Annotated in this window: 17 protein-coding genes, 1 tRNA gene and 1 pseudogene; 15 read left to right on the top strand and 4 right to left on the bottom strand. The window is 36.4% G+C overall.

Annotated elements, in window-relative coordinates:
• Positions 1–139 precede the first annotated feature (139 nt).
• Complete coding sequence (locus AC0VXV_RS10610; RefSeq protein WP_475528127.1) at positions 140–712, top strand: site-specific integrase; 573 nt, start codon at positions 140–142, stop codon at positions 710–712.
• 124 nt (positions 713–836) lie between these two features.
• Here the strand turns inward: AC0VXV_RS10610 and AC0VXV_RS10605 are convergent.
• Positions 837–909, bottom strand: a tRNA-Val gene (locus tag AC0VXV_RS10605).
• Positions 910–1,033: 124 nt separating this feature from the next.
• Positions 1,034–1,255 (bottom strand): hypothetical protein, encoded by a 222-nt coding sequence (locus AC0VXV_RS10600; protein ID WP_475528125.1) that lies wholly within the window; start codon positions 1,253–1,255, stop codon positions 1,034–1,036.
• Positions 1,256–1,415: 160 nt separating this feature from the next.
• Here AC0VXV_RS10600 and AC0VXV_RS10595 point away from each other — a divergent pair, with 160 nt between their 5' ends.
• The 9 genes and pseudogenes from AC0VXV_RS10595 (at position 1,416) to AC0VXV_RS10555 (ending at position 7,330) form a co-directional block, all read left to right on the top strand.
• A complete protein-coding gene (locus AC0VXV_RS10595; protein WP_475528124.1) occupies positions 1,416–2,678 on the top strand; it encodes a M48 family metallopeptidase in 1,263 nt (420 codons plus the stop codon).
• An 87-nt stretch (positions 2,679–2,765) separates the two neighbouring features.
• Positions 2,766–3,551 carry a GNAT family N-acetyltransferase gene (locus tag AC0VXV_RS10590; RefSeq protein ID WP_475528122.1) on the top strand — a complete coding sequence of 262 codons (786 nt, stop codon included), beginning with the start codon at positions 2,766–2,768 and terminating at the stop codon, positions 3,549–3,551.
• 196 nt (positions 3,552–3,747) lie between these two features.
• Complete coding sequence (locus AC0VXV_RS10585; protein ID WP_475528121.1) at positions 3,748–4,341, top strand: protein kinase; 594 nt, start codon at positions 3,748–3,750, stop codon at positions 4,339–4,341.
• A 60-nt stretch (positions 4,342–4,401) separates the two neighbouring features.
• Positions 4,402–4,593, top strand: a complete 192-nt coding sequence (locus tag AC0VXV_RS10580) for a DUF6366 family protein (RefSeq protein ID WP_475528120.1) — start codon at positions 4,402–4,404, stop codon at positions 4,591–4,593.
• A 208-nt stretch (positions 4,594–4,801) separates the two neighbouring features.
• Positions 4,802–5,296, top strand: coding sequence for a hypothetical protein (locus AC0VXV_RS10575; protein ID WP_475528118.1), 495 nt, complete (start codon positions 4,802–4,804; stop codon positions 5,294–5,296).
• Between the two features lie 79 nt (positions 5,297–5,375).
• A complete protein-coding gene (locus tag AC0VXV_RS10570) occupies positions 5,376–5,585 on the top strand; it encodes a hypothetical protein (RefSeq protein WP_251687572.1) in 210 nt (69 codons plus the stop codon).
• Positions 5,586–5,733: 148 nt separating this feature from the next.
• Positions 5,734–6,234, top strand: coding sequence for a DUF402 domain-containing protein (locus tag AC0VXV_RS10565; protein ID WP_475528117.1), 501 nt, complete (start codon positions 5,734–5,736; stop codon positions 6,232–6,234).
• 58 nt (positions 6,235–6,292) lie between these two features.
• Positions 6,293–6,697 carry an HIT family protein gene (locus tag AC0VXV_RS10560; RefSeq protein ID WP_475528116.1) on the top strand — a complete coding sequence of 135 codons (405 nt, stop codon included), beginning with the start codon at positions 6,293–6,295 and terminating at the stop codon, positions 6,695–6,697.
• Between the two features lie 64 nt (positions 6,698–6,761).
• Positions 6,762–7,330: pseudogene (locus AC0VXV_RS10555) on the top strand (AAA family ATPase).
• Positions 7,331–7,361: 31 nt separating this feature from the next.
• On the opposite strand, the gene AC0VXV_RS10550 reads toward AC0VXV_RS10555, so the two are convergent.
• Positions 7,362–8,045 (bottom strand): hypothetical protein, encoded by a 684-nt coding sequence (locus AC0VXV_RS10550; protein ID WP_475528114.1) that lies wholly within the window; start codon positions 8,043–8,045, stop codon positions 7,362–7,364.
• Positions 8,046–8,236: 191 nt separating this feature from the next.
• Between AC0VXV_RS10550 and AC0VXV_RS10545 the strand changes: the two genes are divergently transcribed.
• The 4 genes from AC0VXV_RS10545 (at position 8,237) to AC0VXV_RS10530 (ending at position 11,516) form a co-directional block, all read left to right on the top strand.
• Positions 8,237–9,115, top strand: coding sequence for a helix-turn-helix domain-containing protein (locus AC0VXV_RS10545; protein WP_475528113.1), 879 nt, complete (start codon positions 8,237–8,239; stop codon positions 9,113–9,115).
• Between the two features lie 171 nt (positions 9,116–9,286).
• Entirely contained in the window at positions 9,287–9,556 is a 270-nt protein-coding gene (locus AC0VXV_RS10540) for an S-layer homology domain-containing protein (RefSeq protein ID WP_475528112.1), read from the top strand.
• Positions 9,557–9,967: 411 nt separating this feature from the next.
• Positions 9,968–10,345 carry an iron chaperone gene (locus tag AC0VXV_RS10535; RefSeq protein ID WP_475528111.1) on the top strand — a complete coding sequence of 126 codons (378 nt, stop codon included), beginning with the start codon at positions 9,968–9,970 and terminating at the stop codon, positions 10,343–10,345.
• Positions 10,346–10,496: 151 nt separating this feature from the next.
• Complete coding sequence (locus AC0VXV_RS10530) at positions 10,497–11,516, top strand: serine hydrolase domain-containing protein (RefSeq protein ID WP_475528110.1); 1,020 nt, start codon at positions 10,497–10,499, stop codon at positions 11,514–11,516.
• Between the two features lie 230 nt (positions 11,517–11,746).
• Here AC0VXV_RS10530 and AC0VXV_RS10525 read toward each other — a convergent pair whose 3' ends face one another.
• Positions 11,747–12,673 (bottom strand): EamA family transporter, encoded by a 927-nt coding sequence (locus AC0VXV_RS10525; RefSeq protein WP_475528109.1) that lies wholly within the window; start codon positions 12,671–12,673, stop codon positions 11,747–11,749.
• A gap of 190 nt (positions 12,674–12,863) precedes the next feature.
• Here AC0VXV_RS10525 and AC0VXV_RS10520 point away from each other — a divergent pair, with 190 nt between their 5' ends.
• Entirely contained in the window at positions 12,864–13,661 is a 798-nt protein-coding gene (locus tag AC0VXV_RS10520; RefSeq protein WP_475528108.1) for an N-acetylmuramoyl-L-alanine amidase, read from the top strand.
• The last annotated feature ends 18 nt before the right edge of the window (positions 13,662–13,679 follow it).

Below are 13,679 nucleotides of genomic sequence, written 5' to 3'. Positions count from 1 at the left end.
CTTTAGTTAAATAGTAGGATCCAATAGTGATAAATACTAGTCCGATAAGTTTATATCCTACCGTTTGAACCATTTCGCCATCTACCGTAATATTAAAAAATAACATACCAAAAGCTAGAATTAAGAAACCTATAACTGAATGTACTACTTTAATAATTTTTACCTCCACAACCATATATTAAAGAGTTTAAGTGTAAAATTAGGGTTACAATGGAGTGACATTGATTTTGATAAAAAGACGATTCATGTTTGTAGGTCATTAGCGCATGTCCCTAAAAGTGGTTATATGTTTACGACATTGAAAACGAAAAACTCGAAACGTCAAATTCCGATTCCAGAATTTGTGCTTCATGAACTACGGACTCATAAACAGCGTCAAGAAGAGTGGAAGGGATTAGTTGGTCACTTATATGAAGATAACGACTTAGTCATTTTTACGAATGCGGGGACCTTACAAGATCCACGAAATGTTGTTCGGGTCTTAAAGCGGCTTATTAAAAGTACAAAAGTACCTAACATTCGTTTTCATGATATTCGTCACATACATGCATCAATACTCATTTCAGAAGGTGTAGACATCGTTAAAATTTCAAAGCGGTTAGGTCACGCCAACCCTAAAATCACATTGGAATTCTATGCACATCTATTGCCGAATGCAGATAATGACATTGAAGACATTTTTCACAATGCTCTCCATAGTAACACTAAATAATTGGAAAAAATCCTGCGGACAAATTGCGGACAAATCCAAAAAATCAGACGAAAAGTTAAAAATCTCTCAAAAAGGAAAAGCCCATAAACGTTGATATACAAACGTTTGCGGGCTATTGAAATAATGGTCTCGACAAGTCTCGAACTTGCGACCCCCACCTTGTCGAGGTGGTGCTCTCCCAACTGAGCTACAAGACCGGGATAAGAAATACTTACAACAATATTCTTAACTGTTATTATAGCATTCTCAGAGGGAGCGGTATATAGAAAACTGTTATATTTTTACTTTTATTTTTAGAGAAACCTACAATTTCCCCATTGATCAACGTCTTTTCTTTTTATCGTCTTTTAATAAAGCTTGTTTTTTATTTACTTTTTCTAGGACGACATGGACGTTGTATTTACTCTCCTCAATTTGAACGACATTTACAACCTTTCCTTTACGACCTTTTATTTTTAAATCCTCATCTACTTCAGGAATACGTTCTAAACACTGACTTAGGACAGGAGTATTATTTTCCAAATAATGAACAGCAAACAACATGATTAAGCGCTCCTTGTTAATTCAATTTAAGATTGAGTCAATTTATGAAGATTCCAAAATGTATTGAACCATCAAAAATTGAGATTGACCAACTTAATAGAAATGATTTCCGCATTTCAATAATAGGATATGGTAACGAATGAATTGAGGTGTAAAAGGAATGACAAAAAAATGGGGTTTAATGGCTGTTTTAGCATTTGGACTGTATGTTGTCGCAATGTATTTGTATTTTTTCCATGGACAAAAAAGTGGGATTCCAGCCGCTCTTCAAGGAACAGCAGCTGATCCAAGCACTTTTCTTACAACACAGGAGTTGTTATTAAGTGAAGAATTATCAAAAGTAAGAAATTTCCTGTTCTTTATCACAACGCCGTTGGAATGGCTGCTTTACTTCGTTATTTTAATTACGGGAATTTCACGTCTATTCGAGAAATGGAGTTCAGAACAATTTAAATGGTCCATATTCAGAACTACAATGTATTTGTTCTTCCTGTCCTTGCTATTGTTCATCCTTCAATTCCCACTTGAATATTACCGCTATATGCTTAGCAAAAGCTATGGAATCAGTACACAAATTTTTTCTTCATGGATGCGGGAAAATATAATTGATTTTTGGCTGGAGTTTGGGATGTCGGTAATCTTGATAGCAGTTCTCTATTGGCTTATTAGAAAAAGCCCGAAAAAATGGTGGTTATATGCATGGGCTTTAACTGTACCGTTTTCAATCTTCCTAATGTTTATTCAACCTGTCGTCATCGATCCGATCTATAATGATTTTTCTCCTTTAACAGACAAGGAGTTGGAGACGAAAATTCTATCTCTCGCTGAGCAGGCGGATATTCCATCTGACCATGTGTTTGAAGTAAATATGTCGGAGAAAACGAATGCTTTGAATGCCTATGTGACAGGAATCGGTGACAATTCCCGTATAGTGCTGTGGGATACGATATTAAACCGGTTAACACATGATGAAATCCTCTTTATCATGGCACACGAGATGGGACATTATTTGCTGAAGGATATTTATATTAACATCGCGGTCTATTTAATTATGACGCTCATTGGACTATGGCTGATTGCAAAAATCATGCCTTGGATGATTCGCCGTTATGGACCGATTCTGAAAATTAAAGAAATGGGTAATTTGAATTCATTGCCGTTATTTTTGTTTATCTCATCATTTTTATTATTCTTTTCAAGCCCATTGTCCAATGCGATTTCCCGTTATCAGGAAATCCGAGCAGATGAATTTGCTATTGAACTGGTGGAAAACCCTGAAGCAGCGGTCTCATCGTTTCAACAGTTGACGAAAGCAGGTCTTAGTGAAGTAAACCCGCCAGCACTTGTCAAATGGTTCCGCTATACTCATCCCCCAATGTTAGAAAGAATCGATAAAGTTGCCGAAGAAATTGATGAGGATTAAATAAAAACATGTATAATTAGTTTACTATATCTATAAGCGCTTCAATTATTTGTAATAAATGTTTGAGGTGTTGAAAGGAGCACTGCTATGGACAAAAATGAATGGATTGCACTTTTTCACAAAGAACTCCGACAAGAAGCTGTAACACCAGGGTTTATAAGAGAAGAAACCGACTATGTTGTTCGACACATTTCAAAGTTTAACGAAAATGGATTTATATTAGCTTCTAATGTAGATGAAAGGTCTGCAAGGGAAGTAATTCGAAATGAGTTAAGTTATTTCGGTAACCTTAAGCAAAATTTTGAATGGAAAGTGTACAGCTATGACAAACCTGATAATTTGACTGAAATACTCAAACAAGAAGGATTTACGATTGATGATTCAGAAGCACTCATGGTCGTGAAATTATCTGAAAGTCATCCTTTCCTTACAAAATTCGATCTGCATGTAGTAAAGGAAATAACGGATGAACAAGGCATCAAGGATGTTATTGCGCTGGAAGAGGCTATCTGGAATGGATCCCATACAGAGCTCGGGGAAAGACTTTGGAGAGATAAGCAAGATAGTCCTGACTCACTATATATTTATGGGGTTTATGAAGATGGTCTGCTTGTAAGTGCTGCTTGGATGTACTTAGAGAATAATTCGTCCTTTGCCAGCTTATGGGGAGGGTCAACGCTTCCGCAATACCGAGGAAAAGGTTATTATTCAAAACTATTGGCCGTTCGTGCACAAAAAGCTTATGAGAAGGCGTATTCTTTCCTAACGGTTGATGCCAGTCCAATGAGTAAACCGATCCTTGAAAAGTCTGGTTTTAGTTGTCTAGCATACTCTTATGGTTGCCAATCACCTACTATTCCTGTGGCAGATTAGGATAGTACTATTTAGATATTACTATTAAGGAACAAAATTCTAACTATAGTTTTCAAGCGCTATTCTTTTTAAAGATTTAGCGCTTAATTTTTATCCCAGTTTGGGTGGGAAAAGCTTTAAACCTTAAATTCGTCCAATCTTTAACACTAGTTACAATAGCGAGAACAAAAAACATAGATAATAAGGGGGTGGAAAAATGAATATTTCAAAAGTAGTAGAAAGAGATTTGCTTAAACAAGCTGAAATGATCGGAATCGGTTCAACGAGAAAAGTTTATCGTTTCGAAGACATTGTTATAAAAACATTTTTACATCCTATTGGGTATGTCCAAAGTAAAAATGAATATGAAATGTACAAATCATTGGAAATGCAGGGGCTGGACAAACATATTGCGCCAATTCTTTTTTTGAGTGAGAAATATGTCGTTCAGCCTTTTTATGAGCAACTGCCTTTACACAATCACTGCTCTTACGATATCGATTTAGAGAACGACCCAAGAATGATGGAGGATTTAAAAACAGCAATCGAAGTCATCGATCAAGAACTAGACGGATTTGACTTTAAAGATAGTGGAAATTACGGACTAAATGAAGAAGGGCATCTTGTTTTAATTGACTATGGAATGACTAAAAAATTATATGAAGAACAATGGGTCCCATTAGCAGAAGCTGGTACATTGCCTCAAATACGATTAGAAAAATGTCGTGTCTGTAACATAGAAAAGGAACTTCGGATGTATGGAGAAAACGATACAGATAATCGCTGTATTACTTGCGGGAAAGATTATTGATTTCACACTGGATATTTATGTTAAAGTGTAAACAAGTGTTTTTGGTAGGAGGAATCTATATTGAATAAAGATCAAGAAACTCCAGAAGCAAGAAGAGAAAGATTAAGCCAACAAGAGTTAAAGAGAAATCCGGCAGCGATGCATGGTGGCGGCCTTCAAGATTTAATCGGGGATTTAGGATGGAAAGGTACAGGAATCCTTTTTCTTATAATCGTATTCGCTATTGTAATTTATTTTGCATTTTTTAACTAAAGGCACATTCTTTTAGTGATTCATTTTTATAGAATTGAGTGGAGGTAGAAATATTCTTTTAGGCATATAAAAGAGTCTAGAAGAAATGATTTGGTAATATTACCTTTTATATAGAATATACAATTTCTAAAAAGGGGGATTTACCATTTCAATTAATTACTCACCTCGTCTACTTTTATTAGTTCTTGCGGGATTAACGCTTATCAGTTTGCCTTTTGTCAGGCTAATCTTTCCTGTTTTCTATGTCCAAACTTTTTTATATGATCCATCAGCAATCGTTCTTTTTCCGCATCGTTTAAATTTCAATCTAGTTCTAGTTGCAAGTTTGTTACTATTTGTCGGATTCATCATCCCGCTAAAAAGACAAAACAAATTTACTTATAGCCTGTTAGTTGTTTTTATTGCAGGCGGTATCTTTGTTTTATATTTATCTATATTAAGCTATACATATATAGGAAAAGAAAAAGTTGTATCGCATAATTTATTCGATGGGAAATCGTTTCGATGGACTGAAATTAAAGAAGTAGCGCTTGAATACTACGATGATGGCATGGTTAGATATGAAGAATACAATTTTAAATCAGATGACGGTAATTCAATTCGAATACCATTAAACGAGCATTTCCTATATGAAGATAAAAGCGAGATTTATAGAATAGCTAGACAAAACAATGTACTGTTTATTGAACAGGAGAAAAATTAGCACAGCCACAATAAGTCATAATAACCTCTACTTTATTTAATGATATAATAAAAGGATCTATCGAGATGGAGTGATGGAAATGTTATATGATGGCGGTGGTATGGGCGTGTTTGCTTTATTCGGGTTGTTACCAATTCTAATTAATTTAGTTATCATTATTTTTGTAATATATTTTATTGTGAAAGCGATAAAATTTATGGAAATGAAACAGAAATTGGATCAAGAAAAAAATGAAAAAATCGATCAGTTGATTCAACTGATACATCAAAAGAAAAATGATAACATTTGATTTCAAATGAGGAGCATTACCTTGAGACGGGTAATGCTTTTTTAGTGCCAAAAATGTCATAAATTTAGTTTGGTGATTTATGTTAATATGGATAATGGAAGTAAATAATGCTTTATATAAATTTATAGTGTATTCGGAGGAGAGTTATTTGAATAATATCCTGAAAATTAAAGCGTTGAAGTTTCCAGATATTCCTCATTATGAATGGGAAGGCGAAATACTAGAAACGACACCTGAATACATACTTGTCATATGTAAATCAGGGAGGAAGTTAGTGCATCACTCTAAAAATGACGTTTACACGATTAATAATACGTCGATTGAATATTTTCCTTTCAATAAATGGTTTACCGCAGCGTTGGAAGTCGAAGAAGGGGCCGTTGTTTCAGCATATTGTAATGTCGCGATGCCGTCAGTTTTGAATCAGAACGAACTTAGTTTTGTAGATTTGGATTTAGATTTTATAAAAAGGAAAAATCACGATTGGGAAGTTGTGGACGAAGATGAGTTTGAAGTGAACAGTATAAAATATCTATATCCTGAAGAGTTAAAACAAGAAGCAATCATAGCATTAGCAAGATTGAAAGCAGAAGTTGATGATGGGAACTTTCCTTTTATAAAAGAGTTTACTTCCGTTTTAAATCCATAATAAACGCTAAACTACTTCAGAACAAATAGTAAATTAGTGTGAGGATGTGTATAACAAAATGAAAGATTGTATATTTTGTCATCCAGAATTAGAGCCAACTCAAAAAATTATTTTAAGCAATGAATATTGTTGGTTTTTACAATTAGAACAAGCACAACAGAAAGGTATCCAACTTGAAGGTTCTGGCGTAATAGTGCCTAAATTGCATAGAGAAGCTGCATTTGACTTAACAATAGAAGAATGGAATGCAACATTTACACTTCTTCAAGATGTGAAAGATTACTTGGATAAGAGGTACCAACCTCAAGGATATAATCTGGGGTGGAATTGTGGAGAAATTGGTGGACAGCATATTTTTCACTCTCATTTTCATATTTTACCAAGGTATACAGACGAACCGCTTGCAGGTAAAGGTATCCGATACATGTTTAAAAGTGAAACGAATAAAAGGGTAAATGGGTAATAGATTTGGTGGAAAATGCAAAAGTATATTTTTCTCTTAATGTTTAGTAAAAGAGGTTTTAGCTATGAAAAGATTAGTAATTATGACAGTGGGCAAAACCCATTCCGGAAAAACTACATTTGCCATGCTTTAGAAGAACAATTAAGCAATTCTTTTGTTATCGACCAGGACAACCGCGCTCAATTTCTTGATACTTATTATAAGAAGTTACAACGGGATGAAGGACCAAATATACTTGAACATGCGCTCTCTAAGTTAATGGTCGATTATGCCAAAGAACATACAGATTTTCATTTTATTATTTGCAACTCGAATCGAAGCCTCAAAGGTCGAAAATATTTACTTGAGGATTTATTCCCAGCTGAAAATTTTGTCCGGATATTGGTTCACTTTGATATATCGCATGATGTACTCCATTCCAGAGTAAAACATAGTCAAAGAAGTACAAATATATTTAGGGGTCCAATTACAAATTTTGAGGAACTGCTTGTTAGGCAGCATGAGGAAACTCAAAAAGAAGACATAGTGGATCCAACCGAAAAAGAGGCCGACCATTTATTTGTCATTAAAGATGACAATAATATCGATTTAGTTATGCAGAGTATAATACATATTGCACAAACGAGCTTGTAGTGCCAAGCTCGTTTTATTATAGTAAGCAACTTCAAACTCTTTTCGAACTCACCAATTCCAGATTTTCATCAGTTTTCAACAATACTCCATCCGTTAATAAAATCTCAATTGGGAAAACTTCAGCTTTCTTATTTGAAAAGAACCATGTGCGGCCCTCATTTACAAATAAAAGATAGGATGCATCTTCACGTGCCCCCATAAATGTTAAACCTTCTGCCGTAATTTCTTTATGGTCCCGTTCAAAAATAGAAACTTCATTAAACACCGATACTGATTTTAATTTATCCTTTACGACAATACTCATCTCCGACACTTTTTGGAGAGATGAAGCGGTAAACGGTACCGCACTTTGTTTAGCATCTGAAAGGCGGCAAATAAATTCTACAATATTTCCTGCAGGGTCCCCAAAGTAAATAGATTTCGCGTTAATAAATTCAAAGTAAACTTCATCTTCACCTTGTTCTTGCGATAATGTTACTTTTCCTTTAGTCCATTCTTTCGCTTCTTCAAATTGATTTGAAGGGATATCAAAAGCAAAATGATAGAATGGTTTTTCATTCAAAGGAGCCTCTATGAAAGTGACAGCCGTTTCCCCAACATTCATTGTAAAGCGATCCGGTTCTTCTGAAAGTAGAGGGAATTGCAGCTTAGCTAAATAAAATTGTTTTGTTGCATTAAAGTTTGAAGCGTACATCGTAACATGTTTAATATTCATACATTTTCCTTCTCTCAATCTGTGATAAATTTAAGTTACCATGTATTCTTCAAATAGAAATCGTTAAATAGACTGAATTTTCTCTTCTCTCGCATGCGAAAGTTTATGTTAAAATATGGATAGAAAATTTGAGCAAGATTTATCAAAAAATTTTTCTCTACATTCGTTATGATGATTGTGAGGTGAGCAAGTTGTATAACAGTGAAGTAACGCAAAGAGTCATTGCATTTATTGAAAGTAATCTAACTGAAGAAATTCAACTGGATACTTTCCCATCAGTCATTGGATATTCAAAATATCATTTATTGCGCATTTTTAAGCATGAAACTGGTAAGTCAATCGGTGAATATATTCGTGAGCGGCGATTAGCTACAGCTGCAATGCTTCTACTGTATTCAAATGAATCAATATTAACGATTGCCTTCATATTTCATTTTCAGTCACAGGAAGCATTTACAAGAGCCTTTAAGGAAATGTACTCCTTGCCACCGGGAAAATATCGAAAGCTAATGCGATCTGTACAAATGATGGAGGAGGAAAAAGAAATGAATGAAAGTAAAGAGATTAAAGGATGGAGTTTAAGTGGATCTAACCCTGAGCTATATGAAATAACGGTCGATTCAGATGTTTTTCATACAGGGATAAAATCAGGACTACTTTATTCAAAAGGTGATATTAATGAGCAGTACTTTGCTACGATGATGCAAGGTTTTCAAGCGGATGACTATAGGGGGAAACGATTAAAGCTTTCATGTTTCCTGAAAACCGAGGATGTTTTTAAATGTGGAGCTTGGCTTCGAATTGACAATGCCATGGGAGATACAATTCAATTTGACAATATGGACAATCGATCGATACACGGAACGTCAAATTGGAATCACTATTCAATCGTATTGGATGTTCCGGAAAACAGCTCTTCTATTTACTTTGGCGTTTTACTTATAGGGCAAGGAAAGGTATGGACTGATGGCTTCCGTTTTGAAGAAGTAACGAAAAAAGTGCCGACAACGAATATGCTGGACGTTGAACATTTGCCAAAACAACCAAGTAATTTAGATTTCAATGAATAATAATTGAAATAGGGCGCATTTCCTGTTAAATGGATTTGCGTTTTTTTATTTTTAAATCAACGGTTTAATTCCTTTTTGCTAGATTGTCTTGATTTAATGCATATAAAGGATTGTTTTTTCCTAAATCTGTAATTTAAAGAAATCCAACTGAAAAAGAAAGAAAGCTAAGAAATGAAAAAAAGAATTTTGGCAGCATTTGGTGCACTCATATTCGCATGTAGCTTACCTTTAACAGAAGCATCTGCTGCAAGCACAAAGCAATTTTCAGATGTGCCACATTCAAAGTATTTTGCCGAAGCAGTCTATGATTTGGCGGAGCGCAATATTTTGGGGGGCTATCCGGATGGTACATTCAAACCTGGTAACTCCATAACGTGGTGCAGTACGGAATTGAAGCGAAACCGAACAAATCCAGCATTTACTATGATATTCAGACGATAAAAGAACAACGGGAAACGGTATTCGAGCTGAATGAGAATTTCGATATCGGAAATCATATAATCCGAACAAAAGATGCTGAGCAAATAGCAACTGTAACGTGAGATCTTGGGACGAATGTGTTCCCAGCTAAGCGACTGGTGAAAAAAAGGGTTATATTTCTGTTGATTTCGAGAAGACGGTAACCGATAGAGAATGCTTTTCAGAGAACGAATGTTTTTCGAGTGTTTGGTTAGGTATAACAGTAAATGTTGCCCAAATCGGTTCTATTTTAAATGTGAGTATTAACCGAAATCTAATGCCGGATCATTAAATTTTCAAGCAGGCGTATTTTATATGCCTGCTTTTTTGTGCATACAATAAGAATTTTATGTAAACTAATAGTGAAATGGAAAATACAGGGGGTACTACATTATGCAATATGATGCAAAAGATGCGGAACAATATTTGGAAATGATTGAAGACGACTGGCGAAAAGAGAAGCTTCTTGCAATCCGGCAAATGATTTTATCCTATTCGCCTGAATTGGAAGAGTCGATTCGCTATAAGATGCTGAATTTCGGAAAAGATAAACATTATATTTTCGCATTAAACGCGCAAAAAAATTACGTCAGCCTCTATGTCGGAACAATCGATAAAATTGAAAATGCTGAGACACTCTTAACGGACTATAACTATGGCAAAGGATGCATCCGGGTTAAGAAAACGATCAACATGGAAGAGACGGGACTGCAAGATTTTATCCATAAAACAATTGATATGTGGCGTGCCGGGGAAGATACGGATTGTTAAAGAAGGGGGAATGTTAAAGGCGGTCTTTATTATTTGTTGGTGCCTATGTTAAAATGAAATTGCCAAGTTTTGTTATTCCGAAAATATCATTCGGGAAATATTAGTTAACCAGTTTTTATCTGAAATCATTCAAAATTTGAAGGGAAGTAAGATGAAAATGAATATGTTAAACAAAAAAGTAATAGCAGTTATGAATGAAGTTGATTTTTCAGGCAATGTTTTAGTAAAACGAAATAATGATTCATTACAGCGACACAGTAACGGTTTTGCGAATCGTACACATTACATTTTGAATAATGAGCAAACGCGATTCGGGATTGCTTCAGGGTGCAAAATCTTTACAGCGGTAGCAATTTGCCAGCTTGTAGAGAACGGACAACTTTCATTTGAATCCAAGTTATCCGATATTTTGGACTTTCCGTTTCCCAGATTCGATGAGGAAATCACTATTCACCACCTGTTGACACATACAGCGGGGATCCCGGATTACTTTGACGAAGAAGTCATGGAGGATTTTGCGGATTTATGGGTGAGTCATCCGATGTATTTGATGCGGAATGGCCATGATTTTTTACCGTTATTCCAGCATGAACCGATGAAGTTGAAAGTGGGCGAGCGCTTCCATTATAATAATGCGGGCTATATACTGCTCGGTCTTGTCGTTGAACAGGTGAGCGGCAAGGACTTTGACGATTTTGTAACGGAAAATATATTTAAGCGTGCAAGTATGGAGCACTCAGGATACTATGAACTGGATGCTCTGCCTCGAAATACGGCACTCGGCTATATTGATGAGGAAGACGGCTCATGGAAATCGAATATTTACTCTGTTCCCGTAAAAGGCGGGGCGGACGGCGGAGCTTTTATCACTGTGGCAGATATGCATCGCTTCTGGCAAGCACTGATGAAGTTTGAACTTTTAGGCGAAGTGATGACGCAGAAATTGTTAACGCCATATATTCATACGGATGATGATTATGACCGCTTTTACGGCTATGGTATATGGATTGATAAAAAGGAAGATAGTATCTCAAAATTCCATGTGATGGGCTATGACCCCGGGGTAAGTTTTCACTCAGCATATTATCCGGAAAGTGGTTTGATTAGTGTCGTCTGTTCGAATAAAAGTGAAGGCGCTTTTGACGTATTTAAGGAAATTGAAAACATTTAGTATGGAGCCAACTAGCTGAGGCTAGTTGGTTTATATTTTTGGGGTGCGGTTTTCTAATATCCAGTTCTGATCTTCTAATAAATCGTGAAAAGTCCTAATATATTGCCGAACCTCTAATAAAAACTTTCAATGTTCTAACACCCCGCATAACAGTTTTCAAATACGCTTCCGAATTCTGCGGCAGATTTCGCAAAAAAGCGCCCGCACACCCCATGCGAGCACTTCCTATATCAACCGTCTAACGCGTCATCCTCAACCTTTACCCGATCCGCCTTCAACGCAATATAAACCATCATTACCAAAATCAGCGAAGTTCCGAGCCACTGAAATCCGCCGAACGGTTCTTTCAGCCATAACACTGTTGCCAGCACGGCAGTCATCGGTTCAATATTGCCAAGCAGACTCGTTTCTTTGGCAGTAAGAGTTTGAAGGCTTTCGATGTAAAACCAGAATGCCAGCATTGTGCCGAAAATAATAACAACGACCAGATAAAAGACAGTTGTACCTGCCCATACGGAAACATCCACATCCCATGGCGGCTTTACAAAACTCATTGTCAATCCGGCTAGGAACATCGCCCAGCCGACAACAACAAGTGAGTCGAAGCGTTTTAATAGGGGAATGACATAGAGCGTATAAAACGCAAGCGTCACACCGGACAATACCCCCCAAATAATTGCAGGGAGCGGTACGGCAAACGCGGAAAGTGAACCGTTTGTTAATAAAAAGAAGCTTCCGCTAAGAGCTAGCACAATTGTGACCGCATCTTTTCTCGTGAATTTGGACAAACCACGCCCCGTCAACCAAATAATAATCATAACGGGTGCCAAGTATTGCAATAATGTTGCGACCGCTGCATTGCCTTCTTTAATGGAAGCCATATATGTATACTGAACCCCGAGCATTCCAATAATCGCGAAAACGAGTAAGCGGAATGCATCCCGTTTCTCCCGCCAAATCTTGAAAATTTGCCCTCGATCTTTAAATATTGCCTGGGCAATTAAAAGAAGGATACCGGCAATGACAAGGCGTGTTGACACAAGCCAGTTCACTTCAATGCCAAGAGAAAACAGTTGTTGTGCCATCGTTCCGCCGATACCCCAGAAAAAACTGCCACTCACAACTAATAAAAAGCCAATCATTCGTTTGTTTTTCATACCAAACCCTCACATTATATATAATTACTTTATTGTAACGAATTATTATTTGAATTACTATATCGCTATTTGGACGATTGTATTTCATTGTTTTAAAACCTAACTGCTATTTTAATATAATAAAAAAACCGCAATGTCCCTTTTTCGGTACACTAAAGGACATATAGATAGTAAAAGGAGGTGAAAAACGATGCTAACAATTAGTGCAGGTCATTACGGAAAGAGGACAGGCGCCTCAGGTTACATGGATGAAGGTGAAGAGACTATCTCGCTTGTGCAGGGGCTCGGGAAAAAATTGCAGCAAAAAGGTGTTAAGGTCAACGTAATTATTGATAAGCAATCTAAAAACCAGCAGCAAAATTTGGCGTATATAGTGAAGCAGCATAACGCAACTCAACGGGAACTTGATGTCAGCATTCATTTTAATTCTGCACCAACACAGCAAAAAGAAGGAATCGGAACAGAAGTGCTGTATGTGAATCCTTCTATGTCAGCATTTGCGCAAAAGATGAGTACCGAAATTGCGAAAGCAGGAAATTTTAAAAATCGCGGGGCAAAACAACGTACAAACTTGGCATTTTTAAATGGCACAACGAAAAAGGCCATTCTCATAGAAGTTTGTTTTGTCAATTCAGAGCAAGATGTAAAACTATACCGGACAAATAAAGACCAAATAATTGAAGCAATTTCCGAGACATTGAAAAGCTATTTTCCTAATACGAAACCACCAACACCAGTAACACCAGTAAAACCGACACCAACAGCACCATCACCGGACCCGCAAACCATTACGAGCAAGGCATTACAGCAAAAAGTGGAAGCAATTTTCAACGATAAAGAAGCTGTACGTGAACAGCTTAAACAAGGTGTTCAAATAGGCGCATTTCAGCCATTATGGTTGGAGAACTTCGATCTTGGCAAATTAACGTTATACGATTATATTGCTCTCACAACATTGCAAAATCAAAAAAATAAATCGAATATGTAACCTTTTTTCCCTTAAACC

It is taken from the genome of Solibacillus sp. iso_87, assembly GCF_056173085.1.
Note: the sequence above shows the minus strand (reverse complement) of the source record. Positions and strands in the feature narration are given on the sequence as shown.

Coding starts and splice junctions, on each gene's coding strand:
- AC0VXV_RS10550 (WP_475528114.1), bottom strand. CDS start 8,045: ATGAATATTAAACATGTTACGATGTACGCTTCAAACTTTAATGCAACA.
- AC0VXV_RS10570 (WP_251687572.1), top strand. CDS start 5,376: ATGTTATATGATGGCGGTGGTATGGGCGTGTTTGCTTTATTCGGGTTG.
- AC0VXV_RS10530 (WP_475528110.1), top strand. CDS start 10,497: ATGAAAATGAATATGTTAAACAAAAAAGTAATAGCAGTTATGAATGAA.
- AC0VXV_RS10535 (WP_475528111.1), top strand. CDS start 9,968: ATGCAATATGATGCAAAAGATGCGGAACAATATTTGGAAATGATTGAA.
- AC0VXV_RS10520 (WP_475528108.1), top strand. CDS start 12,864: ATGCTAACAATTAGTGCAGGTCATTACGGAAAGAGGACAGGCGCCTCA.
- AC0VXV_RS10560 (WP_475528116.1), top strand. CDS start 6,293: ATGAAAGATTGTATATTTTGTCATCCAGAATTAGAGCCAACTCAAAAA.
- AC0VXV_RS10525 (WP_475528109.1), bottom strand. CDS start 12,673: ATGAAAAACAAACGAATGATTGGCTTTTTATTAGTTGTGAGTGGCAGT.
- AC0VXV_RS10590 (WP_475528122.1), top strand. CDS start 2,766: ATGGACAAAAATGAATGGATTGCACTTTTTCACAAAGAACTCCGACAA.
- AC0VXV_RS10540 (WP_475528112.1), top strand. CDS start 9,287: ATGAAAAAAAGAATTTTGGCAGCATTTGGTGCACTCATATTCGCATGT.
- AC0VXV_RS10600 (WP_475528125.1), bottom strand. CDS start 1,255: ATGTTGTTTGCTGTTCATTATTTGGAAAATAATACTCCTGTCCTAAGT.
- AC0VXV_RS10610 (WP_475528127.1), top strand. CDS start 140: ATGTACTACTTTAATAATTTTTACCTCCACAACCATATATTAAAGAGT.
- AC0VXV_RS10585 (WP_475528121.1), top strand. CDS start 3,748: ATGAATATTTCAAAAGTAGTAGAAAGAGATTTGCTTAAACAAGCTGAA.
- AC0VXV_RS10595 (WP_475528124.1), top strand. CDS start 1,416: ATGACAAAAAAATGGGGTTTAATGGCTGTTTTAGCATTTGGACTGTAT.